This is a genomic window from Janibacter cremeus (genome assembly GCF_029395675.1).
Lineage (GTDB): Bacteria > Actinomycetota > Actinomycetes > Actinomycetales > Dermatophilaceae > Janibacter > Janibacter cremeus_A.
Map to the genome: position 1 here is coordinate 1,100,693 of NZ_CP115184.1, position 25,233 is coordinate 1,125,925.

Sequence of the window (25,233 nt, forward strand, 5' to 3'; positions counted from 1 at the left end):
ACATGGCTGGAGATCTCCCGACCAAGCCCGCCCCGGTCGAGGCCCTCTACCGCGCAGGGGTGTCGGTCTGGCTCGATGACCTCAGCCGCGAGCGGCTCCGCTCGGGCAACCTGCAGGAGCTCATCGACACCAAGGGCATCGTCGGTGTCACGACCAACCCCTCGATCTTCCAGGCCGCCCTCGCCGAGGGTGACGCCTACGACGAGCAGCTCAACGCCCTCGCCGCCGAGGGCAAGAGCGTCGACGAAGTCGTCTTCGCCCTGACGACCGACGACGTCAGAGACGCCTGTGACGCCTTCCGGACGATCCACGAGGCCACCGACGGCGTCGACGGTCGCGTCTCGATCGAGGTCGACCCGCGCCTGGCGCACGACGCCGACGAGACCGTGACGGTGGCGAGCCAGCTGGCCGAGACCGTCGACCGGCCGCAGGTCTTCATCAAGATCCCGGCGACCGAGGCCGGTCTGCCGGCGATCACCAAGACGCTCGCGGCCGGCATCAGCGTGAACGTCACCCTGATCTTCAGCCTCGAGCGCTACCGCGCGGTGATGAACGCCTTCATCGAGGGCCTCGAGCAGGCGCTCGAGGCGGGCAGGGACCTGTCGACGATCCACTCGGTCGCCTCCTTCTTCGTCTCCCGGGTGGACGCGAAGGTCGACGCCCAGCTGAAGGAGATCGGCACCGACGAGGCCCTCGCCCTGCGGGGCCGGGCCGGTCTGGCCAACGCCCGCCTGGCGTACCAGGCCTACGAGGAGGTCTTCTCCACGCCCCGGTGGCAGCGCCTCGAGGACGAAGGGGGGCGCCCCCAGCGTCCGCTGTGGGCCTCCACCGGTGTGAAGGACCCGGAGTACCCCGACACGCTGTACGTGACCGAGCTGGTCGCGGACAACACCGTCAACACGATGCCGGAGAAGACGCTCGACGCGACGATCGACCACGGCACGATCTCCGGCGACACCGTCACCGGGTCCTACGCGGAGGCCCAGGAGGTCCTCGACGCGCTCGCGGGCCTGGGCATCAGCTACACGGATGTCACCGCCGCCCTCGAGACCGAGGGCGTCGAGAAGTTCGAGAAGGCCTGGGAGGAGCTGCTCGACGGCGTGCGCGCCGAGCTCGGCAAGGCGGCCGCACGGTGACCAGCCTGGCCGTCCTCGCCTCCGGTGCCGCCGCCGAGGCCGTGGGCACCCACGTCCCCGAGCTGGTGTCGGACCGGGTGGCCAGTCGCCTCTTCGACGGTGACGCCACGCTCTGGGGCGAGGCTGCGCAGGAGGAGGCGGCGAAGCGCCTGTCCTGGGTCGGCCTCGGCCGCACCTCGCGGCACCTCGTCGGCGAGATCGGTGCCGTGCGCGAGGAGCTGCGTGAGCAGGGTGTCGACCGGATCGTGCTGTGCGGCATGGGCGGCAGCTCCTTGGCGCCGGAGGTCATCTGCGCGACGGCCGGGGTCCCGCTGACCGTCCTGGACTCCAGCCACCCCGACGTCGTGCGCGCCGCCGCGACCGACCTGGCCCGCACGGCCGTCGTCGTCTCGAGCAAGTCCGGGTCGACGGTGGAGACCGACAGCCAGCGACGGGTCTTCGAGGAGGCCTTCACCGACGCCGGGATCGACGCCGCCGCCCGGATCGTCGTCGTGACCGACCCGGGCAGCCCGCTCGAGGAGGACGCCCGCAGCAAGGGCCAGCGGGTCGTGACCGCCGACCCCGAGGTCGGTGGCCGGTACTCCGCACTGACCGCCTTCGGTCTCGTCCCCTCCGGCCTGGCCGGTGTGGACATCGAGGAGCTGCTCGACGACGCCGAGGCCGTCACCGACCTGCTCGCCGAGGACGACGAGGCCAACCCCGGGCTGCGGCTGGGTGCGGCCATCGCCGGCACCCACCCCTTGCGCGACAAGCTCTACCTCGTCGACCACGGCACCCCGGCCCGTGGCCTGGGTGACTGGATCGAGCAGCTGGTCGCCGAGTCCACCGGCAAGCAGGAGCGCGGTCTCCTCCCGGTCGTCCTCGACGCACCCGGGCGGACCGAGCTGCCGCACGACGCCACCCTGTGCCGACTCGTCGAGGTCGGCGAGGACGACCGGCCCGCCCCGACGGCCGCCGCCTCGACGCTCGATGTCGGTGGTTCCCTCGGCGCGCAGTTCCTGCTGTGGGAGGTGGCCACGGCCGTGGCCGGTCGACTGCTCGGGATCAACCCCTTCGACCAGCCGGACGTCGAGAGCGCCAAGCAGGCCGCGCGTGACCTCATGTCGCAGTCCGCGGCGACCGGCACCGAGGCCGACGCCGTGGACGGCACGGTCGAGATCCGCCACCTCGGTGGCGACTGGCTCGGCGGGGCGGACACGATCGAGTCCGCCCTCGAGGCACTGCTCGCGCAGCTCGACCCCGAGCACGGGTACGTCGCCGTCATGGCCTACCTCGACCGGGAGGCCGATGCCCCCTTCGCCGAGGCGGTCGATGCCCTGGCCGCGCGCGTGCAGCGGCCGACCACCCTCGGGTGGGGCCCCCGCTTCCTGCACTCGACCGGGCAGTACCACAAGGGAGGTCCCCGCACCGGCGTCTATCTGCAGATCACCGGCGCACCCGAGGAGGACCTGCCCGTCCCCGGTCGCGACTTCACGCTCGGTGAGTTCATCGCCGCCCAGGCCGGCGGCGACGCCGCCGTGCTCGCCGACCACGGGCGTCCGGTCCTCCGGCTGCACCTGACCGACCACGATCGCGGGCTCGCCGCGGTCGGCGATGCCCTGCGAGGGGGCCGCGCATGAGTCCCGTCCCCGTCACGGCCGAGAGCAATCCGCTGCGGGATCCGCGGGACAAGCGTCTGCCGCGCATCGCCGGTCCGTGCAGCCTCGTCCTCTTCGGCGTGACCGGGGACCTCGCTCGCAAGAAGCTGCTGCCGGCGATCTACGACCTGGCCAACCGCGGTCTGCTGCCGCCGGGCTTCTCGCTCGTCGGCTTCGCCCGCCGCGACTGGGCCGACCAGGACTTCGGCAAGGTCGTCTACGACGCGGTGCGCGAGCACGCCCGCACCCCCTTCCGCGAGGAGGTCTGGCGCTCGCTCTCGCAGGGTTTCCGCTTCGTCCCCGGGGACTTCGACGACGACGCCGCCTTCGACCTGCTCGCCCGGACCGTGCGCGATCTCGACGAGGAGCGCGGCACGGGCGGCAACCACGCCTTCTACCTGTCCATCCCACCGGACTTCTTCTCCGTGGTCTGCGAGCAGCTCCAGCGCAGCGGGCTGGCCACCCCGCAGGACGACTCCTGGCGACGCGTCGTCATCGAGAAGCCCTTCGGCCACGACCTCGAGAGCGCCCAGGAGCTCAACGGCATCGTCGAGGCGGTCTTCCCACCGGACTCGATCTTCCGCATCGACCACTACCTCGGCAAGGAGACCGTCCAGAACCTGCTCGCGCTGCGCTTCGCGAACCAGATGTTCGAACCGGTCTGGAACAGCCACTACGTCGACCACGTGCAGATCACCATGGCCGAGGACATCGGCATCGGTGGGCGCGCCGGGTACTACGACGACGTGGGCGCCGCCCGCGATGTCATCCAGAACCACCTGCTCCAGCTCCTGGCCCTCACCGCCATGGAGGAGCCGACGAGCTTCGCCGCCGGTGCCCTGCGGATGGAGAAGGAGAAGATCCTGGCGGCCGTGCGCGTGCCCGACGACCTCGGCGCCGCCACCGTCCGCGGCCAGTACACCGCCGGCTGGCAGGGCGGGGAGAAGGTCCGCGGCTACCGCCAGGAGAAGGGGGTCGCCGACGGGTCGACCACCGAGACCTACGCGGCCATGCGGCTGGACATCGAGACCCGGCGATGGGCCGGCGTCCCCTTCTACCTGCGGACCGGCAAGCGCCTCGGCCGACGGGTCACGGAGATCGCCGTCGTCTTCGCGCGTGCCCCCCACCTGCCCTTCACGGACACTGAGACCGAGGAGCTCGGCCAGAACGCCGTGGTCATCCGCGTGCAGCCGGACGAGGGTGTGACCATGCGCTTCGGCGCGAAGGTCCCGGGCAACCAGATGGAGGTGCGCGACGTGACCATGGACTTCGGTTACGGCCGCGCCTTCACCGAGTCCAGCCCGGAGGCCTACGAGCGGTTGATCCTCGACGTGCTCCTCGGGGACCCGCCGCTCTTCCCCCGGCACGAGGAGGTCGAGCTCTCCTGGAAGATCCTCGACCCGATCGAGGAGTTCTGGGCCGAGCAGGGCACCGTCGAGGAGTACCCCGCGGGGACCTGGGGACCGCCCGCCGCTGACACGATGATGCGCCGGGACGGACGCACCTGGAGGATGCCGTGATCGTCGACCTACCCGCCGCGAGCACGGCACAGGTGGCCCAGCGGCTGATCGAGATCCGCGAGGACGTCGGCGCGATGGCCCTCAGCCGGGTGCTCACGCTCGTTCTCGTCGTGCCGGAGGAGGATGCCGAGGCGGCGCTCGCCGTGGCCAACACCGCCAGCCACCAGCACCCCGCCCGGATCGTGTGCGTGATCCTGTCCAATGCACGCGGCAAGGCACGCCTGGACGCGCAGCTGCGGGTCGGCGGCGATGCGGGCGCCTCGGAGGTCGTCGTCCTGCGCCTGTACGGGGAGCTCGTCAAGCACGCCCGCAGCGTCGTGACACCCCTCGTCCTGCCCGACTCCCCCGTCGTCGCCTGGTGGCCGACCGAGGCCCCCAAGGACCCCGGGGCCGACCCCGTCGGCGCGATGGCGCACCGTCGCATCACCGACAGTGCCGCCTCCGCGGGGTCCATCACCACCACGCTCAGGCGTCTGGCCCGCACCTACACCTCCGGCGACACCGACCTGGCATGGAGCCGGATCACGCTCTGGCGGGGGCTGCTCGCCACGACCCTGGACCGGCCCCCCTTCGAGCCGGTCACCGCTGCCACCGTCGTCGGTGCGCAGGACTCCCCGTCGGCCGACCTGCTGGCCGGCTGGCTGCGGGCCCGCCTGCGCTGCCCGGTCTCCCTCGTGCGTTCCCGGACCGGCAGCGGTGTCGTCAGCGTCCGGCTCCAGCGCGACTCCGGCCCCATCGACCTGGTCCGGCCGCTGCAGGGCGACACCGCCACCCTCGACCAGCCGGGCCAGCCACGCCGTGCCATCGCCATGGCTCCCCGGTCGGACGCCGAGTGCCTCGCCGACGAGCTACGACGACTCGACGCCGACGAGGTCTACGAGGACGCCCTGATCACGGGCCTGCCCGCGGTGACCCGGCGCCGGATGACGATGACCGAGGCCGTCGAGGAGGACCTCGTCCCCTCCCCGAGCGACGCCCGACGCACCGCCGAGCGGCTCGCCGAGGAGTCCAAGGACGCCATCCGCAGTGCGATGGTCGACGCCGAGCCCGGGTCCGCGAGCACCAGCACCGACGCGGTCAGGACCGCCGTCCGCGATCGCCTCGACGACGAGGAGTGACCATGACCGACCCGTTGCTCGTCATCCATCCCAGCCCCAGCCGTCTGGTCACGATCACCGGCGGTCGCCTGCTCACCGCTGTCCAGGACGCCCTGGCCGCCCGCGGCGAGGCGCACGTCGCCCTCACCGGTGGGTCCATGGGTTCGGCCGTCGTCGCCGCGCTGGCGGACCACGCGGCCCATGACGCCGTGGACTGGTCGCGAGTGCACTTCTGGTGGGGCGACGAGAGGTACCTCCCGGCGGGTGACGCCGAGCGCAACGACGCCCAGAACGACGAGGCGGGTCTGCGTTCACTCACCCCCGACCCGCAGAACGTCCACCGGGTCCTCGGGCCGGACGAGGTCGACTCCGCCGAGGAGGCCGCGCGCAGGTACGAGGAGGAGCTGCGCACCCACGGGAGCGGCACCTTCGACATCGTCCTGCTCGGCGTCGGTCCGGACGGGCACGTCGCCTCGCTCTTCCCGGGCCATCCGATGCAGCAGGAGACCTCGGGCATCGCCGTGGCGGTCCACGACTCCCCCAAGCCACCGCCGACCCGGGTGACGCTCACGGCGGAGTGCCTCTCCCGGTCGCGCCAGGTCTGGTTCGTCGTCTCGGGCGAGGACAAGGCCGGGGCCGTGGCGAAGGGGGTGGCGGGCGCCCCTGCCGCGCAGGACAGCACGGGGCTCGTCCGCGGTCAGGAACGCACGCTGTGGCTCGTCGACGAGGCGGCCGCCTCGGACGTGGAGCCCGCCGTCAGCGGATGAGGCCGCGGTCGCGCAGCTCGCCGAGCCGCTCCTCGAGGAGGGCCTCGCCCTCGGAGTCGGAGCGGCGCTCCTTCACGTAGGCCAGGTGGGTCTTGTAGACCTCCGCCGTCGGGGCGGCCGGAGGGTTGTCCTTGTCGCGACCGGCGGGCAGGCCACAGCGCTTGCACACCCACTCGGCCGGGATCTCCACCCCCTCGTCGACGGAGAAGGACGGAGTCATCTCGTGGCCGTTGGCGCACCAGTAGGAGACGAAGCCACGTGCTGCGGCCTCGCCGCGCTCGGCCTCACCCATCGGGCCGGCGCCGATGCGGCTCCCGCGGATTGCGTTGCCACCTGCCATGAGGAACTCCTACGTGGTCGGGATCAGGCGTCGAAACGGTCGACGAGGCCGAGACCGACGATCGAGGTGAACCACACCAGCCCCACGACGATCGTGAACCGGGTGAGGTTGCGCTCCGCGACCGACGAGCTGCCCAGCGACGCCGACATGCCCCCGCCGAACATGTCGGAGAGGCCACCACCCTTGCCCTTGTGCATGAGGATGAGCAGGATCTGGACCAGGCTCGTGATCACGAGGATCACCTGGAGTCCGATGCGGACGGCATTCACTCGATCAGGTCCTTGTCGGTCGGGACGGTCGGTTGGTTCGGGCGGGCACCTTCGTGAGAGGGGTCCCGCGACAGGATACCTCTCCGACCCGGTGACCCGGGTCAGGCGGTGAGGTGCTGCTGGTACCGGCAGATCGAGGCGAAGTCGTCGGCGGCGAGGGAGGCGCCTCCGACGAGCGCTCCGTCGACATCGGCGCCGGCCATGATCGAGGCGACATTGCCCGGCTTGACCGATCCGCCGTAGAGCACGCGGACCGCCTCCGCCGTCTCGGTGGAGTACATCCGCGCCAGCGTGCTCCGGATGGCCGCGCACACCTCCTGGGCGTCCTCCGGGGTCGCGACCTCACCGGTCCCGATCGCCCAGACCGGCTCGTAGGCGACGACGAGGGTCGCCGCCTGCTCCGCGGTGACGCCCTCCAGGCTGCCCCTGAGCTGGTCGACGACGTGCGCGACGTGTCCCCCGGTGCGGCGGACCTCGAGGCCCTCGCCGACACAGACGATCGGCACCATGCCGTGCCGGTAGGCGGCGACCGCCTTGCTCGCGACGACCTCGTCGGTCTCACCGTGCCCCTCGCGGCGCTCGCTGTGGCCCACCACGACGTAGCCGCAACCCAGCTTGGCCAGGAAGGCTCCCGAGATGTCGCCGGTGTGAGCACCGGAGTCGTGGGGGCTGAGGTCCTGGGCGCCGTAGCCCATGAGCAACCGGTCGCCCTCGACCAACGTCTGCACCGACCGCAGGTCGGTGAAGGGCGGCAGCACGACGACCTCGACGGCGGCGTAGTCGTGCTTGCCGTCGCGCAGGGTCCAGTCCAGCTTCTGCACGAGGTGGGTGCCCTGCAGGTGGTCGAGGTTCATCTTCCAGTTGCCCGCCATGAGCGGCTTGCGGCTGGTCATGTTCAGTTCTCCTGCTGCTCGAAGACGGACAGCCCCGGGAGGGTCTTGCCCTCGAGGTACTCGAGGCTGGCACCACCACCGGTGCTGATGTGGCTGAAGTCGTCGTCGGCGAAGCCGAGCCGGCGCACGGCCGCGGCGGAGTCGCCACCGCCGACGACGGTCAGGGCGCCCGCCCTGGTCAGGTCGGCCAGGGCCCGGGCGACGGACGCGGTCCCGGCGGCGAAGGGCTCCATCTCGAAGGCACCCATGGGGCCGTTCCAGAAGACGGTGCGGCAGTCCAGGAGCTTCTCGGCGAAGAGGCGACCGGACTCGGGGCCGATGTCCAGCCCCATCCGGTCGGCGGGGATCGCGTCGGCCGCCACGACCTCGTGCTCGGCCTCGGCCGCGAAGTCGGTGGCGGCGACGACGTCGGTCGGCAGGACGATCTCGACGCCGTCACGCTCGGCGCGCTCGAGGTACTCGCGCACGACCTCGAGCTGGTCCTCCTCGAGGAGGCTCCTGCCCACCTCGTGCCCCTGGGCGCGCAGGAAGGTGAAGACCATGCCGCCGCCGATGAGCAGGCGGTCGGCCGTCCCGAGGAGGTTGTCGATGACCCCGAGCTTGTCACTGACCTTGGCGCCGCCGAGGACGACCGCGTAGGGCCGCGTCGGGTCGCTCGTCAGGCGACGCAGCACCTCGAGCTCGGTCTCCACGAGGCCACCGACGGCAGCCGGCAGCCGGGTCACGATGTCGTGGACGGAGGCCTGCGTCCGGTGCACGACACCGAAGCCGTCCGAGACGTAGGCGTCGGCGAGCGAGGCGAGGGCGTCGGCGAAGGCTCCCCGCTCGCCCTCGTCCTTGCTCGTCTCCCCTGCGTTGAAGCGCAGGTTCTCCAGGACCGCGACCTGGCCGTCGCCGAGGCCGGCGACGGTCTCGCGCGCGGAGTGGCCGACGGTGTCGGTGGCGAAGGCGACCTCGGCACCGAGCAGCTCACCCAGTCGCGCAGCGACCGGGGCGAGCGAGTAGCGCGGGTCCGGTTCCCCCTTCGGCCGACCGAGGTGGGCGCACACGACGACGCGTGCTCCCTCCTCGACCAAACGGCTGATCGTCGGCAGCGAGGCCCTGATGCGTCCGTCGTCGGTGATGGTCTGCCCGTCCAGCGGGACGTTGAGATCGGACCGGACGAGGACGCGCCGGCCGCGCAGGTCGCCGAGGTCAGCGAGGGTCTTCACGGATGCCTTTCGTGTGGCGTCGATGGAGGAGGTGGGGCTCAGAGCGAGGAGCCGACGAGGGCCGTGAGGTCGACGAGGCGGTTGGCGTAGCCCCACTCGTTGTCGTACCAACCGACGACCTTGACCTGGTTGCCGATGACCCGGGTCAGGCCCGCGTCGAAGATGCAGCTGGCGGGGTCGGTCTCGATGTCCGTGGAGACGATCGGCTCCTCGGTGTAGGTGAGCAGCCCCTTCATCGGTCCCTCGGCCGCAGCCTTGCGCATGATCTCGTTGACCTCCTCCACGGAGGTGTCCCGAGCGGCCTCGATGGTCAGGTCGGTGGCCGACCCGGTGGGGACCGGGACGCGGAGGGCGAAGCCGTCCAGCTTGCCCTCCAGCTCCGGTAGGACCAGGGAGACGGCCTTGGCGGCGCCGGTCGTGGTCGGCACGATGTTCAGGGCCGCGGCACGGGCCCGTCGCAGGTCCTTGTGCGGGCCGTCCTGGAGGTTCTGGTCGGCGGTGTAGGCGTGGATCGTGGTCATCAGGCCCTTGGTGATCCCCAGGGTGTCGTTGAGGGCCTTCGCCATCGGGGCCAGGCAGTTCGTCGTGCAGGACGCGTTCGAGATGATGGTGTGCTTGCCCGCGTCGTACAGGTCGTCGTTGACACCCATGACGACCGTGAGGTCCTCGTTCTTGGCCGGGGCCGAGATGATGACCTTCTTCGCGCCGGCGTCGACGTGCGCCCTGGCCTTGCCCGCGTCGGTGAAGCGGCCCGTCGACTCGATCACGACGTCCACGCCGAGGTCACCCCACGGCAGCTGGGCGGGGTCCGTCTCGGCGAGGGACCTGATGAGCCGTCCACCGACCTCGATGCCGCCCTCGACGACCTTCACGTCGCCGTCGAAGCGACCGAGAACCGAGTCGTACTTGAGCAGGTGGGCCTGGGTCGCGTCGTCACCGAGGTCGTTGAAGGCCACGACCTCGACGTCGGCCCCGGATGAATGGATGGCGCGGAAGAAATTGCGGCCGATGCGGCCGAAGCCGTTGATGCCAACTCGAACAGTCACTGTGGTGCCTCCCGGGAGTGGTTGCGCACTGACGGCCGCGGATCGCGGCCCCCGACCACCCTATTGCCTGTCGAAGTCCTGCGCGGGCCCGGGACCGTGCTGCGGCGAGGTGTCTCAGCCGTCGAGCATGTCCGAGGTCAGGAAGGCCTCGGTGCCGGGGACACCCTGGTCCTCGGCCCGCTTGTCCGCCATGGCCAGCAGCCGGCGGATCCGACCGGCGACGGCGTCCTTGGTCATCGGCGGCTCGGCCCGCTGACCGAGCTCCTCCAGCGAGGCCTCCTTGTGCTGCAGGCGCAGCTGGCCGGCCTCGCGCAGGTGGTCGGGGATCTCGTCCCCGAGGATCTCCAACGCCCGCTGGACACGGGCTCCCGCGGCGACCGCGGCGCGGGCCGAACGCCGGAGGTTGGCGTCGTCGAAGTTGGCCAGACGGTTGGCCGTCGCCCGCACCTCCCGGCGCATGCGCCGCTCCTCCCAGGCGAGCACCGCCTCGTGCGCGCCGAGCCGGGTCAGCATGGCGCTGATGGCGTCTCCGTCGCGGATGACGACGCGATCGACGCCACGGACCTCCCGGGCCTTCGAGGGGATGCCCAGGCGACGGGCCGCACCGACGAGGGCGAGCCCGGCCTCGGGGCCGGGACAGGTGATCTCGAGCGAGGAGCTGCGCCCGGGCTCCGTCAGCGACCCGTGCGCGAGGAAGGCCCCCCGCCAGGCTGCCTCGGCGTCGCAGACCGCTCCTCCGACGACGCGGGGAGGCAGGCCACGCACGGGCCGACCCTCGGCGTCGACGAGCCCGGTCTGCCGGGCCAGCGCCTGGCCGTCCGTGCTCACGCGCACGATGTAGCGGCTGCCACGGCGCAGGCCGCCGGCGGCCAGCTGCATGAGCTCGGTCTGGTAGCCGTACAGCTCGATGATGTCCTTGCGCACCCGCCGCGCCGCACTGGCGGTGTCGAGCTCGGCCTCGACCACGATCTGCCGGCCGACCTTGTGCAGTCCGCCGGCGAACCGGAGCACGCTGGCGACCTCGGCCTTGCGGCAGCAGGTCCGGGTGACCTGGAACCTGCTCAGCTCGTCCTTGACCTTGTCGGTCATCGCCATGGGGTCCGTCCTTCCGGGGTGGTCGCCAGCACGTTCACGCGAGGATGTCACGATAGGCCGCCGCGAGCCGCAGCGCGTCATGGCGGTCCGCGTGCTGGGGCTGTGCGAGCGGGGTCACCACGAGCTGCGCCCCGAGCTTCTCGCACGCCGCGGTGAGCCGACGCGTGTTCTCGATCGTGCTCGGGTCGGCGAGGACGACGTCCACCGTCAGCTCCGGAGCCGTCTCGTGCAGCGTCTCGATGTGCCGGGTGGCGGAGAAGCCACGCGTCTCCGCGGTGTTCATGTCGAGGTTGAGCGTGAGGACCTTGCGGGCCGTCGCCTCGGCCAGTGCCGTGCGCAGCTCGGGCACGAGCAGGTGCGTGAGCACCGAGGTGTACCAGGAGCCGGGGCCGAGGATGATGTGGTCCGCCTCGCGCACGGCCGCCACCGACTCGGGTCGTGCCGGCGGGGCGTGCGGCTCGAGCGAGATCGACTCGACCAGGCCGTGGGTGCTGGCGATGGCCACCTGGCCGAGCACGGTCTCGGTGGCCGAGGGGTCACTCGGGTCGAGGCCGCTCACCCGCGCCCGCAGCTCGAGGGGCACTGCCGCCATCGGCAGGACACGACCGCGGGCGCTGAGCAGCCGACCCACGAGGTCGAGACCGGTCACCGGGTCGTCGTGCAGCTGCCACAGGGCGACGATGAGCAGGTTGCCCAGGGCGTGGCCGGCGAGGTCCCCGTCCCCGGTGAAGCGGTGCTGGAGGACGTCGCCCCACGTCTGCCCCCACTCGTTGTCGTCGCACAGCGCCGCCAGCGCCATCCTCAGGTCCCCGGGCGGGAGCACACCGAAGTCGTCGCGGAGGCGACCGGAGGAGCCGCCGTTGTCGGCGACGGTGACGATCGCGGTCACCTGCTCGCAGACGAGACGCAGTGCGGAGAGCGAGGCCGCGAGGCCGTGGCCACCCCCGAGGGCGACCACCTTGGACGAGCGCAGGCGATCGACCACGCTCACTCCTGACCGAGGTCGCGGTGGACGACGAAGGTCGCGATCTCCTTCGACCCCAGCCGCGAGGCGAGCGCCTCGGCGAGGGCAACGGACCGGTGCTTGCCACCGGTGCATCCCACGGCGAGGGTGACGTAGCGGCGGTTCTCCCGGAGGTAACCCGCGATGACCGGGGTGAGCATGGTCTCCACCCCGTCGATGAACTCCTGGGCGCCTGGCTGGGACAGGACGTACTCGGCGACCTGGGTCTCGCGCCCCGTGTACGGGCGCAGCTCCGGCACCCAGAACGGGTTGGGCAGGAACCTCATGTCGAAGACGAAGTCCGCGTCGAGTGGCACGCCGTACTTGAACCCGAAGGAGAGGACGGCCAGCCGCAGCCGCTCGACGGTGTCGGCGCGGAAGATCGGGCTGATCTTGCGCCCGAGCTGGTGCACGTTGAGCCCGGAGGTGTCGATGACCATCTCGGCATTCGCCCGGATGTCGGAGAGGACCTCGCGCTCCCTCTGGATGGCGTCCAGCAGGCGCCCGTCACCCTGCAGGGGGTGTGGGCGCCGCACGCTCTCGAAGCGGCGCACGAGGGCCTCGTTGGTCGCGTCGAGGAAGACGAGGTGGGTGCGCCACCCGTGCTCCCGCAGCCGCTGGAGCGAGGTGGTCAGGGCCGTGAAGCCCTGCGCCCGGACATCGAGGGCGATCCCGATGCGGACGGGACCGTCCGCCCTGGTCAGGTCGTCCTCACGGGACTCGGACAGGCGCAGCAGGTCGTCGAGGAGCATCACGGGCAGGTTGTCGATGACGTACCAGCCGTGGTCCTCCATGACCTTGCCGACCGTCGAGCGGCCCGCTCCGCTCATGCCGGTGACCACGACGACCTCGCGGCTCACGTCCTCGGGATCCAGCTCGAGGACGGCATCGGGCTCGCTCATCGTGACTCTCCTTCGTCGAGGACCTCACCGGTGGTGAGGTTCACGGCGGGTGCGGACTCCGTCGGACCCAACTCTGCCGCAATCCGCTCGGCAAGTGCGGGTCCGATCCCCGGGGTCTCCCCCAGCTCCTGTGCGCTGGCGGCACGGATCCGCTTCACGGAGCCGAAGCGGGCGAGCAGGGCCTTGCGCCGGGACTCCCCCAGGCCGGGGATCCCGTCGAGGGCGCTGCGCGTCATCGACTTGCTTCGACGCTCCCGGTGGAAGGTGTTGGCGAAACGGTGTGCCTCGTCGCGCAGACGTTGCAGCAGGAAGAGCGCGTCGCTGGTGCGGGGCAGGATCACCGGGTACTCGTCACCCGGGAGCCAGACCTCCTCGAGACGCTTGGCCAGCCCGACGAGGGCGACGTCGACGATCCCCAGCTCGTCCAGCACGCGCTGCGCGGCCGCGACCTGCGGGGCACCGCCGTCGACGACGACGAGGTTGGGCGGGTAGGCAAAGCGGCTGGCCTCGGTCGGTTGCTGCGCGTCCGGGGCCGCTGCTTCGGCCTCGCGGTCCTTGACGTGCCGGGCGAAGCGCCGCGAGAGCACCTCGTGCATGGACGCGGTGTCGTCGGTGCGCCCCTCGACGTCCCCACGGACGATGAACCGTCGGTACTCGCTCTTGCGGGCGACGCCGTCCTCGAAGACGACCATGGACCCCACGACGTCGCTGCCCTGGACGTGCGCGATGTCGTAGCCCTCGATGCGCAACGGCGCGTCGTCGAGGCCGAGCGCCTCCTGCAGCTCCTGCAGGGCCTGGCTGCGCGCCGTCAGGTCCCCGGCACGGGCGACCTTGTGGCGGGCCAGGGACTGGGTCGCGTTGCGCTCGACCGTGGCCATCAGGGCCCGCTTGTCACCCCGCTGCGGCACGCGCAGGGTGACGCGGCTCCCCCTTCGCTCCCCCAGCCAGGCCGCCATGTCCTCCTCCTGCGGTGGGAGGACGGGCACGAGGACCTCGCGGGGCACCTCCTCGCCGCCGTAGACCTGCTGCAGCAGGTGCTCCACGAGCTCCGGGAGGTCCTCCGCGTCCTTCTCGGCGACCCATCCCCGCTGACCCCGGATCCGTCCACCCCGGACGTGGAAGACCTGGATGGCGACCTCGAGCTCGTCGTCGGCCAGGGCGAAGACGTCCGCGTCCGTGCCGTCGGGCAGGACGACCGCGGACTTCTCGAGGGCCTTGGTCAGTGCCGTCACGTCATCGCGCAGCCGGGCCGCCTGCTCGAAGTCGAGCGCGGCGGCAGCGGCCTTCATCTCGCGCTCGAGGCGGCGCACGAAGCGGTCGGTGCGTCCGGCGAGGAAGTCGCACAGCTCCTCGGCCAGGGCCCGGTGCTCCTCGGGGCTGACCCACCCGACGCACGGCGCGGAGCACTTGTCGATGTACCCCAGCAGGCAGGGCCGACCCGACTGCTCCGCCCGCTTGAAGACCCCCTTGCTGCACGTCCGCACCGGGAAGACCCGCAGGAGCAGGTCGAGGGTCTCCCGGATGGCCCAGGCATGGGTGTACGGGCCGAAGTAACGCGTGCCCTTGCGCTTGGCGCCCCGCCTCACCTGCGCCCGGGGGAACTCCTCCCCCATCGTCACCGCGAGGTACGGGTAGGACTTGTCGTCGCGGTACTTGACGTTGAACCGCGGGTCGTACTCCTTGATCCAGGAGTACTCGAGCTGGAGGGCCTCGACCTCGTTGGCCACGACCGTCCACTCGACGCTCGCCCCCGCGCGCACCATGCGCTGGGTGCGGGGGTGCAGAGCGGCGATGTCCTGGAAGTAGGAGGACAGCCGCGACCGCAACGACTTGGCCTTGCCGACGTAGATGACCCTGCCGTGCTCGTCACGGAAACGGTAGACGCCCGGGTCGGTCGGGATCGACCCGGCCGCGGGTCGGTAGGTAGCGGGATCCGCCACTGCCTACGCCCCGGAGACGACGACGTCGTCACCCTCGACGGTCACCGAACGCTCCTCGAGGCCCTCGGTGGCCGGACCCCTCGTCATGTCCCCGGACCGCGGGTCGAACTCGCTGCCGTGGCAGGGGCAGATGATCGCGCGCGTCGTGACCTCGTCGACCGCGCAGCCCTGGTGGGGGCAGCGGGCGTCGAAGGCCTTGTACTCACCGGCACTGGGCTGGGTGACGACGACGCCGTCCCTGACGACCCCGCCGCCCTCGGGTACCTCGGCGGTGGGGATGTGGACCGGCTCCGACGGGTCGGCCGGCTCCTGGCTCCCGCCACAGGCGGAGAGCGGGACCGCCGCGCCCGCGGTCGCGACCACGGCGATGAGCTCACGTCGTGTCGTCGTCACATCGACCTCCATGTCCGGCACAGGGTTGTGCCACGATCCTGTCACTGTCGGCTGAACGTCCTCAGCCGGCCTTCTTGGCCCGCCTGGCCGCTGCACCGGCAGCACTGGAGACCTCGGCCTTCTTCGTGGCCTGGGCGGCGCTGCGAGGGGCCTTCTTGGTGGGCTTCCTCGCGGCCTTCTTCCGCGCTCCCTTCCCGGGGAGGGCGGGGGTCTCCTCCTCGACGAGCTCGCCGATGACCGGGGTGGTGTCCGACTTCGCCAGCACGGGGGCGAGGAACTGCCCGGTGTAGGAGTCCGGGGAGGCGGCCACCTCCTCCGGGGTGCCGGTGGCCACCACTCGGCCGCCCCCGTCACCGCCCTCGGGGCCCATGTCGACGATCCAGTCGGCGCTCTTGACGACGTCGAGGTTGTGCTCGATGACCAGGACGCTGTTGCCCTTGTCGACGAGTCCCTGCAGGACGAGCAGGAGCTTGCGGATGTCCTCGAAGTGCAGACCGGTGGTCGGCTCGTCGAGCACGTAGATGGTGCGGCCGTTGGAGCGCTTCTGCAGCTCGGACGCCAGCTTCACCCGCTGCGCCTCGCCGCCGGAGAGGGTCGTGGCGGGCTGCCCGAGGCGCACGTACCCCAGACCCACCGCGTTGAGCGTCTTCATGTGTCGCGCGATCGCCGGGACCGCGGCGAAGAAGTCCTCCGCCTCCTCGATCGGCATGTCGAGCACCTCGGCGATGTTCTTGCCCTTGAAGTGCACCTCCAGCGTCTCGCGGTTGTAGCGGGCGCCGTGGCACACCTCGCACGGGACGTAGACGTCGGGCAGGAAGTTCATCTCGATCTTCAGCGTCCCGTCGCCGGAGCACGCATCGCACCGCCCGCCCTTGACGTTGAAGGAGAAACGGCCGGGCTGGTACCCACGCACCTTGGCCTCGCTCGTCTCGGCGAAGAGGCGGCGCACGTGGTCGAACACGCCCGTGTACGTCGCCGGGTTCGACCGCGGCGTCCGACCGATCGGGCTCTGGTCGACGTGGACCACCTTGTCGAGGTGGTCCAGCCCCGTCACCGTCTTGTGCCGACCGGGCACCTGCCGCGCGCCGTTGAGCTTGTTGGCCAGCACGCGGTAGAGGATGTCGTTGACGAGCGTGGACTTGCCCGAGCCGGACACACCGGTGATCGCGATGAAGTTACCGAGCGGGAAGGCGACCTCGATGTCGTGCAGGTTGTGCTCGCGCGCTCCCTTGACGGTCAGCTCCCGACCGGGCCGCTGCGGCCGGCGGGTCGCCGGCAGCGGGATCTCCAGCTCACCGGCCAGGTAGCGCCCGGTCGCCGAGCGCTCGTTGGTCAGCAGCTCCGAGAGCGGCCCCGAGTGCACGACGTCGCCGCCGTGCTCGCCGGCACCGGGGCCGATGTCGACGACCCAGTCGGACGAGGCGATCGTGTCCTCGTCGTGCTCGACGACGATGAGGGTGTTGCCCAGGTCGCGCAGTCGGGTCAGGGTCTCGATGAGGCGGTGGTTGTCCCGCTGGTGCAGTCCGATGCTCGGCTCGTCGAGGACGTAGAGGACCCCGACGAGGCCGGACCCGATCTGGGTGGCCAGCCGGATGCGCTGGGCCTCACCGCCGGACAGCGTCCCGGCGGCACGGGAGAGCGAGAGGTACTCCAGGCCCACGTCGAGGAGGAAACCGAGCCGGGCGTTGATCTCCTTGATCACCTGCTCGGCGATCTGCAGCTCCCGGTCGGTGAAGTCGACGGTCCCCAGGAAGCCCGCGGCCCGCGCGATGGACATGGACGAGACGTCGGCGATGCTGTGGCCCCCGACGAGGACGGCCAGGGACTCCGGCTTCAGCCGGGTCCCCTTGCACGTGGGGCACGGGATCTCGCGCATGTAACCCTCGTAGCGCTCCCGGCTCCAGTCCGAGTCCGTCTCCAGGTGCCGACGCTTCACGAAGGGGATGACCCCCTCGAAGCCCGTGCTGTAGGCGCGCTCGCGACCGAAACGGTTGCGGTAGCGCACGTGCACCTTGTGCTTGTGGCCGTGGAGCAGGGCCCCGCGGGCACGCTCCGGCAGCGCCCGCCACGGGGTGTCCATGTCGAAGCCGAGGTCGTCGCCGAGGGCGGCCATCGTGCGCTGGAAGTACTGGGCCGACTGGGTCCCCTTCGCCCACGGGGCGATCGCCCCCTCGCCGAGGCTGAGGTCGTCGTCCGGGACCACGAGCTCGGGGTCGACCTCCAGCTCGGTGCCCAGACCGGTGCACACCGGGCAGGCGCCGAAGGGGGAGTTGAAGGAGAACGAGCGCGGCTCGATCTCGTCGATGTCGAGGGGGTGGTCGTTCGGGCAGGCCATCGTCTCCGAGTAGCGACGCTGGCGCTGCGGGTCGTCCTCCGCCAGGTCGACGTAGTCGATGACGACGACGCCCCCGGCCAGACCCAGCGCGGTCTCGACCGAGTCGGTCAGGCGCTGCTTGTTCGCCCGGTCCTCCGCCCCCTTCGCCACGAGCCGGTCGACGACCACGTCGATGGTGTGCTTGACCTGCTTCTCCAGCGTCGGCGGCTCCGAGAGGGAGATCACCTCGCCGTCGACGAGGGCGCGGCTGTACCCCTTGGTCCGCAGCTCGTCGAAGAGGTCGACGAACTCACCCTTGCGGGCGCGCACCACCGGGGCGAGCACCTGGAAACGGGTGCGCTCCGGCAGCTCGAGCAGCCGGTCGACGATCTGCTGCGGGCTCTGCCGGGTGATGGGCTCGCCGCAAACGGGGCAGTGCGGGCGACCCACGCGGGCGAAGAGCAGGCGGAGGTAGTCGTGGACCTCGGTGATCGTGCCGACGGTCGAGCGCGGGTTGCGGTTCGTCGACTTCTGGTCGATGGAGACGGCCGGCGAGAGTCCCTCGATGAAGTCGACGTCGGGCTTGTCCATCTGCCCGAGGAACTGCCGGGCGTAGGCGGACAGCGACTCGACGTAGCGACGCTGGCCCTCGGCGAAGATGGTGTCGAAGGCGAGCGACGACTTGCCCGACCCGGAGAGGCCGGTGAAGACCACGAGCGCGTCCCGTGGGATGTCGATGTGGATGTTCTTGAGGTTGTGCTCGCGGGCCCCCTGGACGACGATCCGGTCGTGCAGTCGGGAACCAGCGGCCTTGGCAGCAGTCACCCACCACACCTTAGGTGCCGCCCCTGACAACCCACGCCCGCCTCCCGGCGACCGGACCGCCTAGCCTGTGGTGGATGAGCACCCCCATCGAGGAGTACGCCGCCGTCGGCGACACCGAGACCGTTGCCCTCATCTCGCGGCGCGGATCGGTGGACTGGTTGTGCCTGCCGCGCTTCGACTCCCCCTCGAGCTTCACCGCCCTGCTCGGCACCCCCGACCACGGACGGTGGCTCATCGGCCCCGTCGACGAGGCGACGTCCACCCGCTCCTACCGGGACGACACGTTCATCCTCGAGACGACCCACCGCACCGCCACCGGGGCGGTCAAGGTGACCGATCTCATGCCGCTCGGTGACGGACGAGCGGACCTGATCCGGGTTGTCGAGGGGCTCGAGGGCGAGGTGGAGATGGAGCACGAGTGGATCGTGCGTCCGAACTACGGCCGGACCCGCCCGTGGGTCGCCCACTCCCCCGGCCACGTGCGCGACCACGACGTCATCACGGCGATCGCCGGCAACGACATGCTCGTGCTGCGTGGATCGCGCCTGCCGCACGCGGACGAAGGACACCACTACGACCGCTGGACCGTACGGGCCGGGGAGCGCTACAACTTCTCCACCACGTGGTTCGCCTCGCACAAGCCGATCCCACCGCCCCTGGACATCGACGCACGGATCCGGGTGACGTACGAGCGCTCCATGGAGTGGGCCTCCCAGTGCACCTACGAGGGACCGTACAGGGACGAGGTCGTCCGCTCCCTGCTCACCCTCCGGCTGCTCACCGACACCCGCCGTGGCGGCATCGTCGCGGCACCGACGACGAGCCTTCCCGAGGACTTCGGCGGGGTGCGCAACTGGGACTACCGGTACTGCTGGCTGCGGGACGCCTCCCTCACGCTCGAGTCGCTGCTGAAGTCGGGGTACATCGGGGCCACCAGGCTCTGGCGGGACTGGCTGGTGCGGGCGATCGCGGGTGACCCCGAGGACATGCAGATCATGTACGCCGTCGACGGAGGTCGGTACCTGCCCGAGCGCGAGCTCGACCACCTGCCCGGGTACGCGAACTCCCGCCCGGTGCGCGTGGGCAACGGCGCGGTCGACCAGAAGCAGACGGACGTGCTCGGCGAGGTGATGATCGCCCTCGAGGACGCCCGGGCACAGGGGTTGGAGGAGTCCGACCAGTCCTGGGCCATCCAGCGCGCCCTCGTCAACAACCTCGCCGAGCACTGGGACCAGGCCGACCACGGGCTGTGGGAGATCCGCGGGCCCCGGCGCCACTTCACCCACTCCAGGGTGATGGTCTGGGCCGCATTCGACCGGGCGATCCGCGCTGTGGAGGTCCACGGGTACGAGGGCGACCTCGAGCTGTGGCGCGACCTGCGCGAGCGGGTGCGCGCCGACATCCTCGACCGCGGCTGGAACGAGGAGAAGCAGACCTTCACCCAGCACTACGACACCGACGAGGTGGACGCGTCCCTGCTGCTGATCCCCATGGTCGGGTTCCTCCCGCCGGAGGACCCCCGGGTGCTCGGGACGATCGCGGCCATCGAACGCGACCTCATGCGCGACGGCTTCCTGCTGCGGTACCGCACGGAGAGCGGGATCGACGGCCTCGCCGGCGACGAGCACCCCTTCCTCGCCTGCTCCTGGTGGCTCGTCAGCGCCTACGCCCTCACCGGTCAGACGGAGAAGGGCCATGCACTGATGCGGCGCCTGGTGTCCCTGCTCAACGACGTCGGCCTCATCGCCGAGGAGTACGACGTGCACGCCGACCACCAGGTCGGCAACTTCCCGCAGGCGTTCAGCCACCTCACCCTCATCGGCGCCGCCTACGCCCTGCGGGACGCCGACGCCGCCGTCGAGCGCGGCACCGAACCCGATACCGAGACGATCGCCACCCCCATCCATCCCGTGGAGGACGACTGACATGACCACCACCTACGACCCCGACGTCCAGCCCGGAGGCCCGGTCGCGGTACGCACGCTTCCGGGGCTGACGATCCGCAAGATGTCCGTGTCGCAGATGCACAACAACGTCTACCTGCTCACCTGCGCCGGTACGGGCGAGCAGCTGCTCATCGACGCCGCCGACGAGGCCGACCGGATCAACGAGCTCATCGCCTCCGGAGGCAGCGGGCTCGACCACCTCGTGACGACGCACCAGCACTGGGACCACGTCCGCGCGCTCGCCGAGATCAGCCGCGACCACACCCCGGAGATGTACGCCGGGGAGGACGACGCGCCGGCCCTGCCCGTGCGCCCCGACCACCGCCTGCGGCACGGTGACACCATCCGCTTCGGCGACGTCTCGCTCGACGTGATCCACCTGCGGGGACACACCCCCGGCTCGGTGGCCCTGGCCTACGACGACCCGGAGGGGCACGTCCACCTCTTCACCGGCGACAGCCTCTTCCCGGGAGGCGTCGGGGCCACGCACCGCCCCGGACAGAGCTTCGAGTCGCTCTACGCGGACGTGACCGAGCGCGTCTTCGACGTCTACGACGACGACACCTGGGTCTACCCCGGGCACGGCTCGGACACGACGCTCGGGGCGGAGCGGCCCCACCTGGAGGAGTGGCGAGAGCGGGGGTGGTGACCGCCCCGGGGCTCGTCCCCGCCCCCCTCCTCGTGCTGGGGGCCGTCGTCTCCGTCCAGTTCGGCGGCGCACTCGCGGCCACCCTCGTGCCGCAGATCGGCGCGGCCGGCTCGGTCGTGCTGCGTCTCGCCTTCGCCACCGCGATCCTGCTGGCCTTCGCCCGTCCGCGCTGGCGCGGGCACAGCCGCCGTGCATGGCTGACCGTCGTGGCCTTCGGCGTGGCCATGGGACTGATGAACTTCGCCTTCTACGGGTCGCTGGCCCACCTGCCCATCGGCGTGGCCGTCACCATCGAGTTCACCGGACCGCTCACCCTCGCGGCCGTGCTCTCCCGCCGCCCACGGGACCTGTTCGCGGTCGCCGCGGCCGCCGTCGGTGTCCTGCTCATCTCGCAGGCGCTCAGCGTTCCCCTGGCGCAGCTCGAGGGCACCGGCATCGTCCTCGCGTTCCTCGCGGGTGTCTGCTGGGCCGGCTACATCATCTTCTCCGGTCGCGCGGGTGCCGAGTTCCCTGCGCTCGAGGGACTGGCCCTGGCCATGGTGGTGGCCACCCTCGTCGTCCTGCCCTTCGGGCTCTGGGACGTCACGGTCCACGGCACGAGCGCCTGGAGCGGCGCGGTCGTCCTCACCGGCCTCGGTGTCGCCGTGCTGTCCTCGGTCCTGCCCTACTCGCTCGAGCTGCACGCCCTGCGGCGGCTGCCGGCGAAGGTCTTCGGCATCCTGCTCAGCCTCGAGCCGGCGGTTGCCGCACTCGCCGGGCTGGTCGTGCTCGGGCAACGCCTCGACCCGGTCCAGCTCGGCGGCATGGCCCTCGTCGTGCTCGCCAGCGCCATGGTGCTCGGCCTCGGCGCCCGCAGCGAGCGGGAGGCGGCCACCACCTGAGCACGGACGAAGGGGGGCCGGTCACCGCGCGGTGACCGGCCCCCCAACGTGTGCGGGCTCAGCTGCCGGAGTGGGTCCGGGCCTGCTCGTCCTTCTTCGTCTTCCACAGGCTGGCGACCGTCGTGACGCCGAGGATGACGACGATGGCGCCGAGGGAGACGCCGATCGGGATCTCCGGGACCGAGACGTGCTCGCCACCGTTGATGAAGGGCACCTCGTTCTCGTGGAGGGCGTGCAGGACCAGCTTGACGCCGATGAAGGCGAGCAGCACCGACAGGCCGATCGTGAGGTAGACCAGCCTCTTCAGCAGACCACCGATGAGGAAGTACAGCTGTCGCAGCCCCATCAGGGCGAAGAGGTTGGCCGTGAGGACGATGTACGGCTCGCGGGTCAGGCCGTAGATCGCCGGGATGGAGTCGAGCGCGAAGAGCAGGTCGGTCATGCCCAGGGCGAAGACCGCGATGAACATCGGGGTGGCGACCAGCTTCGCGTTCTTCCGCGTGACCAGCTTCGAGGACCACTCGCTCGTGCTGGGCAGGGTCTTCTGCATCCAGATGACGACGCGGTTCTGCTCGTACTCCTCCTCCGCCTCCCCCTCGGTGGCCAGCTTGATGGCGGTGTAGATGAGGAAGGCACCGAAGATGTAGAAGACCCAGGAGAACTGGTTGATCGCGGCGGCGCCGAGGAAGATGAAGATCGTGCGCAGGACGATCGCGATGATGATGCCCCACAGCAGCGCCGTCTGCTGGAACTTCTGCGGCACCCCGAACTTCGCCATGATCAGCAGGAAGATGAACAGGTTGTCGATCGAGAGCGAGTACTCGGTCAGCCATCCTGCGAAGAACTCGGTCCCGCGCTCGGAACCCGCCATGATCCACATGCCGATGCCGAAGAGGATCGCCGCGGAGATGTAGATCCCCAGGACGACGGAGACCTCACGGGTGGAGGGGACGTGCGGGTTGCGGGCCACCCAGATGATGTCGAAGAGCAGGATGAGCGCGGCCACGCCGAGCGTGAGGAGCCACACCCAGGTGGGCACGACCATCGTGCCGCCGCTGATGATCGCCGGCTGCAGTGCGGAGAACGTTGACAATGGTTACCTTCCGGACAGGGACATCACGTCCGGAGGTCTCTCCCGCCCATGGGACCGCTGCCCCGGGGCGGTGAGGACCGACCGTGATGACGAGGCGAGCGCGCGGGGATACTCCCCTCCGACGTCAGCCATGTTCCCACACGAGGGCGGACGCGGCGCACTTCCCGTGGGCTCAGCGAGTGGCCGCCGTCATCTGGCGCAGCTCCTTCTTCAGGTCGCTGATCTCGTCACGCAGCCGGGCGGCGAGCTCGAAGTGCAGGTCCGTCGCCGCCTGGTGCATCTGGTCGGTCAGCTCCTGGATGAGCCGCGCCAGATCCGTCGCCGGCAGGTCGCGCTCGCGGCCCCCTGCAGGTGCGCTCGAGGACGCGCGCGTCGACTTGCCCCGCGACTGGGCGCGGGCCGACCCGAGCAGCTCGTCGGTGTCGGCGTCCTCGCGCTGCAGCATGTCGGTGATGTCGGCGATCTTCTTGCGCAGCGGCTGCGGGTCCAGTCCGCGCTCCGTGTTGTAGGCGATCTGCTTCTCCCGACGACGGTTGGTCTCGTCGAGGGCCTCCTGCATCGACGGCGTGACCTTGTCGGCGTACATGTGCACCTGGCCGGAGACGTTGCGGGCGGCGCGGCCGATCGTCTGGATCAGCGACCGCGCGCTGCGCAGGAACCCCTCCTTGTCCGCGTCCAGAATGCTCACGAGCGACACCTCGGGCAGGTCGAGGCCCTCGCGCAGCAGGTTGATGCCGACGAGCACGTCGAACTCGCCCAGCCGCAGCTCCCGCAGCAGCTCCACCCGGCGCAGGGTGTCGATGTCGGAGTGGAGGTAACGCACCCGGACCCCCTTGTCGAGGAGGTAGTCGGTGAGGTCCTCGGCCATCTTCTTCGTCAGGGTCGTCACGAGCACCCGCTCGTTGCGGTCCGCCCGCTCCCGGATCTCGTGCAGGAGGTCGTCGATCTGCCCCTTGGTGGGCTTGAGGACCACCTCCGGGTCGACGAGACCGGTCGGCCGGATGACCTGCTCGACGTGGCCGTCGGCCTTGGCCAGCTCGTAGTCGCCCGGCGTCGCGGAGAGGTAGACGGTCTGGCCGATGCGCTCGAGGAACTCCTCCCACGTCAGGGGCCGGTTGTCCATGGCGCTCGGCAGGCGGAAGCCGTGCTCGACGAGCGTGCGCTTGCGGGAGGCGTCGCCCTCGTACATGGCCCCGATCTGCGGCACCGTCTGGTGCGACTCGTCGATGACGAGGAGGAAGTCCTCCGGGAAGTAGTCGAGGAGGCAGTTGGGCGCGCTGCCGGGCGAGCGTCCGTCGATGTGCATCGAGTAGTTCTCGATCCCGGCGCACGAGCCGATCTGCCGCATCATCTCGATGTCGTAGGTGGTGCGCATGCGCAGCCGCTGGGCCTCGAGCATCTTGCCCTGCCGCTCGAGGTCCTCCAGCCGCTCGCCGAGCTCCTTCTCGATCCCGGCGACCGCTCGCTCCATCCGCTCCGGGCCGGCGACGTAGTGGGTGGCGGGGAAGATGTAGATCTCGCTCTCCTCGCGCACGACCTCGCCGGTGAGCGGGTGCAGGGTGTGGATCCGCTCGATCTCGTCGCCGAAGAACTCGATGCGCACCGCGAGCTCCTCGTACATGGGGATGATCTCGACGGTGTCGCCCCGCACGCGGAAGGTCCCGCGGGTGAAGGCCAGGTCGTTGCGGGTGTACTGCATCGTCACGAACTGGCGCAGCAGGTCGTCGCGCTCGATCTCGTCCCCGAGGCGCAACGGCACCATCCGGTCGACGTACTCCTGCGGGGTGCCCAGGCCGTAGATGCAGGACACGGAGGCCACGACGACGACGTCCCGCCGGGTGAGCAGGCTGTTGGTCGCCGAGTGGCGCAGGCGCTCGACCTCCTCGTTGACCGAGGAGTCCTTCTCGATGTAGGTGTCGCTCTGCGGGACGTACGCCTCGGGCTGGAAGTAGTCGTAGTAGCTGACGAAGTACTCGACCGCGTTGTTGGGCAGCAGGTCACGGAACTCGTTGGCCAGCTGGGCCGCGAGCGTCTTGTTGGGCGCCATGACGAGGGTCGGTCGCTGGACCTCCTCGATCAGCCAGGCCGTCGTCGCCGACTTGCCGGTACCGGTGGCGCCGAGCAGGACGATGTCCTGCTCGCCCGCCCGCACGCGCGCGGCGAGGTCGGCGATCGCGGTGGGCTGGTCGCCGGCGGGCTCGAACTCCGAGACGACCTCGAAGGGAGCCACCGTGCGTTGCAGGTCGGTTACCGGGCGCATGGTCCTCACGGTATGT

21 protein-coding genes are annotated in these 25,233 nt (G+C 70.7%); 8 read left to right on the forward strand and 13 right to left on the reverse strand.

Annotated features, from left to right (window positions below):
• The first annotated feature begins 2 nt into the window (after window positions 1-2).
• The 5 genes from tal to pgl are packed head-to-tail and all read left to right on the forward strand — an operon-like array spanning window position 3 to window position 6,157.
• Window positions 3-1,136 (forward strand): transaldolase, encoded by a 1,134-nt coding sequence (gene tal, locus O9K63_RS05115; protein WP_277241158.1) that lies wholly within the window; start codon window positions 3-5, stop codon window positions 1,134-1,136.
• Window positions 1,133-2,755, forward strand: coding sequence for a glucose-6-phosphate isomerase (locus O9K63_RS05120; RefSeq protein ID WP_277241160.1), 1,623 nt, complete (start codon window positions 1,133-1,135; stop codon window positions 2,753-2,755). Before tal ends, O9K63_RS05120 begins: the two co-directional genes overlap by 4 nt.
• Entirely contained in the window at window positions 2,752-4,293 is a 1,542-nt protein-coding gene (gene zwf / locus O9K63_RS05125) for a glucose-6-phosphate dehydrogenase (protein ID WP_277241162.1), read from the forward strand. The genes O9K63_RS05120 and zwf overlap by 4 nt, the downstream gene beginning before the upstream one ends.
• On the forward strand, window positions 4,290-5,411 hold the full coding sequence (gene opcA, locus O9K63_RS05130) for a glucose-6-phosphate dehydrogenase assembly protein OpcA (RefSeq protein ID WP_277241164.1): 1,122 nt from the start codon (window positions 4,290-4,292) through the stop codon (window positions 5,409-5,411). Before zwf ends, opcA begins: the two co-directional genes overlap by 4 nt.
• A gap of 2 nt (window positions 5,412-5,413) precedes the next feature.
• Window positions 5,414-6,157 (forward strand): 6-phosphogluconolactonase, encoded by a 744-nt coding sequence (gene pgl, locus O9K63_RS05135; RefSeq protein WP_277241166.1) that lies wholly within the window; start codon window positions 5,414-5,416, stop codon window positions 6,155-6,157.
• Here pgl and O9K63_RS05140 read toward each other — a convergent pair.
• The 11 genes from O9K63_RS05140 to uvrA all read right to left on the reverse strand — a co-directional run bounded on the left by O9K63_RS05140 (window position 6,147) and on the right by uvrA (window position 18,388).
• Entirely contained in the window at window positions 6,147-6,497 is a 351-nt protein-coding gene (locus O9K63_RS05140) for an RNA polymerase-binding protein RbpA (protein WP_277241168.1), read from the reverse strand. The two genes, pgl and O9K63_RS05140, sit on opposite strands and share 11 nt — an antisense overlap.
• 23 nt (window positions 6,498-6,520) lie before the next feature.
• Window positions 6,521-6,766 (reverse strand): preprotein translocase subunit SecG, encoded by a 246-nt coding sequence (secG, locus tag O9K63_RS05145; RefSeq protein ID WP_277241170.1) that lies wholly within the window; start codon window positions 6,764-6,766, stop codon window positions 6,521-6,523.
• Window positions 6,767-6,867: 101 nt separating this feature from the next.
• On the reverse strand, window positions 6,868-7,659 hold the full coding sequence (gene tpiA, locus O9K63_RS05150; protein ID WP_277241172.1) for a triose-phosphate isomerase: 792 nt from the start codon (window positions 7,657-7,659) through the stop codon (window positions 6,868-6,870).
• A gap of 2 nt (window positions 7,660-7,661) precedes the next feature.
• Window positions 7,662-8,870, reverse strand: coding sequence for a phosphoglycerate kinase (locus O9K63_RS05155; protein ID WP_277241174.1), 1,209 nt, complete (start codon window positions 8,868-8,870; stop codon window positions 7,662-7,664).
• Between the two features lie 38 nt (window positions 8,871-8,908).
• Complete coding sequence (gene gap, locus O9K63_RS05160; protein WP_277241176.1) at window positions 8,909-9,916, reverse strand: type I glyceraldehyde-3-phosphate dehydrogenase; 1,008 nt, start codon at window positions 9,914-9,916, stop codon at window positions 8,909-8,911.
• 114 nt (window positions 9,917-10,030) lie between these two features.
• Window positions 10,031-11,011 carry a DNA-binding protein WhiA gene (gene whiA / locus O9K63_RS05165; RefSeq protein WP_277241177.1) on the reverse strand — a complete coding sequence of 327 codons (981 nt, stop codon included), beginning with the start codon at window positions 11,009-11,011 and terminating at the stop codon, window positions 10,031-10,033.
• 34 nt (window positions 11,012-11,045) lie between these two features.
• Window positions 11,046-11,996 carry a gluconeogenesis factor YvcK family protein gene (locus O9K63_RS05170; RefSeq protein WP_277241178.1) on the reverse strand — a complete coding sequence of 317 codons (951 nt, stop codon included), beginning with the start codon at window positions 11,994-11,996 and terminating at the stop codon, window positions 11,046-11,048.
• A 2-nt stretch (window positions 11,997-11,998) separates the two neighbouring features.
• On the reverse strand, window positions 11,999-12,916 hold the full coding sequence (gene rapZ, locus O9K63_RS05175; RefSeq protein ID WP_277241179.1) for an RNase adapter RapZ: 918 nt from the start codon (window positions 12,914-12,916) through the stop codon (window positions 11,999-12,001).
• Window positions 12,913-14,856, reverse strand: coding sequence for an excinuclease ABC subunit UvrC (gene uvrC / locus O9K63_RS05180; protein ID WP_277241180.1), 1,944 nt, complete (start codon window positions 14,854-14,856; stop codon window positions 12,913-12,915). The genes rapZ and uvrC overlap by 4 nt, the downstream gene beginning before the upstream one ends.
• Before the next feature lie 3 nt (window positions 14,857-14,859).
• Entirely contained in the window at window positions 14,860-15,249 is a 390-nt protein-coding gene (locus O9K63_RS05185; RefSeq protein ID WP_277241182.1) for a Rieske (2Fe-2S) protein, read from the reverse strand.
• Between the two features lie 61 nt (window positions 15,250-15,310).
• A complete protein-coding gene (gene uvrA / locus O9K63_RS05190; protein WP_277241184.1) occupies window positions 15,311-18,388 on the reverse strand; it encodes an excinuclease ABC subunit UvrA in 3,078 nt (1,025 codons plus the stop codon).
• A gap of 74 nt (window positions 18,389-18,462) precedes the next feature.
• Here uvrA and O9K63_RS05195 point away from each other — a divergent pair, with 74 nt between their 5' ends.
• From O9K63_RS05195 to O9K63_RS05205, 3 genes are read left to right on the forward strand one after another with little or no spacing between them, the layout of a single operon-like run.
• On the forward strand, window positions 18,463-20,313 hold the full coding sequence (locus O9K63_RS05195; protein WP_277241186.1) for a glycoside hydrolase family 15 protein: 1,851 nt from the start codon (window positions 18,463-18,465) through the stop codon (window positions 20,311-20,313).
• Between the two features lies 1 nt (window position 20,314).
• Window positions 20,315-20,983 carry an MBL fold metallo-hydrolase gene (locus tag O9K63_RS05200; protein WP_277241188.1) on the forward strand — a complete coding sequence of 223 codons (669 nt, stop codon included), beginning with the start codon at window positions 20,315-20,317 and terminating at the stop codon, window positions 20,981-20,983.
• Window positions 20,977-21,864, forward strand: coding sequence for an EamA family transporter (locus tag O9K63_RS05205; protein WP_277241190.1), 888 nt, complete (start codon window positions 20,977-20,979; stop codon window positions 21,862-21,864). The genes O9K63_RS05200 and O9K63_RS05205 overlap by 7 nt, the downstream gene beginning before the upstream one ends.
• 58 nt (window positions 21,865-21,922) lie before the next feature.
• Here O9K63_RS05205 and O9K63_RS05210 read toward each other — a convergent pair whose 3' ends face one another.
• Both O9K63_RS05210 and uvrB read right to left on the reverse strand, forming a co-directional pair.
• On the reverse strand, window positions 21,923-22,909 hold the full coding sequence (locus tag O9K63_RS05210) for a TerC family protein (protein WP_277242264.1): 987 nt from the start codon (window positions 22,907-22,909) through the stop codon (window positions 21,923-21,925).
• A gap of 220 nt (window positions 22,910-23,129) precedes the next feature.
• Window positions 23,130-25,217 (reverse strand): excinuclease ABC subunit UvrB, encoded by a 2,088-nt coding sequence (uvrB, locus tag O9K63_RS05215; protein ID WP_277241192.1) that lies wholly within the window; start codon window positions 25,215-25,217, stop codon window positions 23,130-23,132.
• Window positions 25,218-25,233 lie beyond the last annotated feature (16 nt).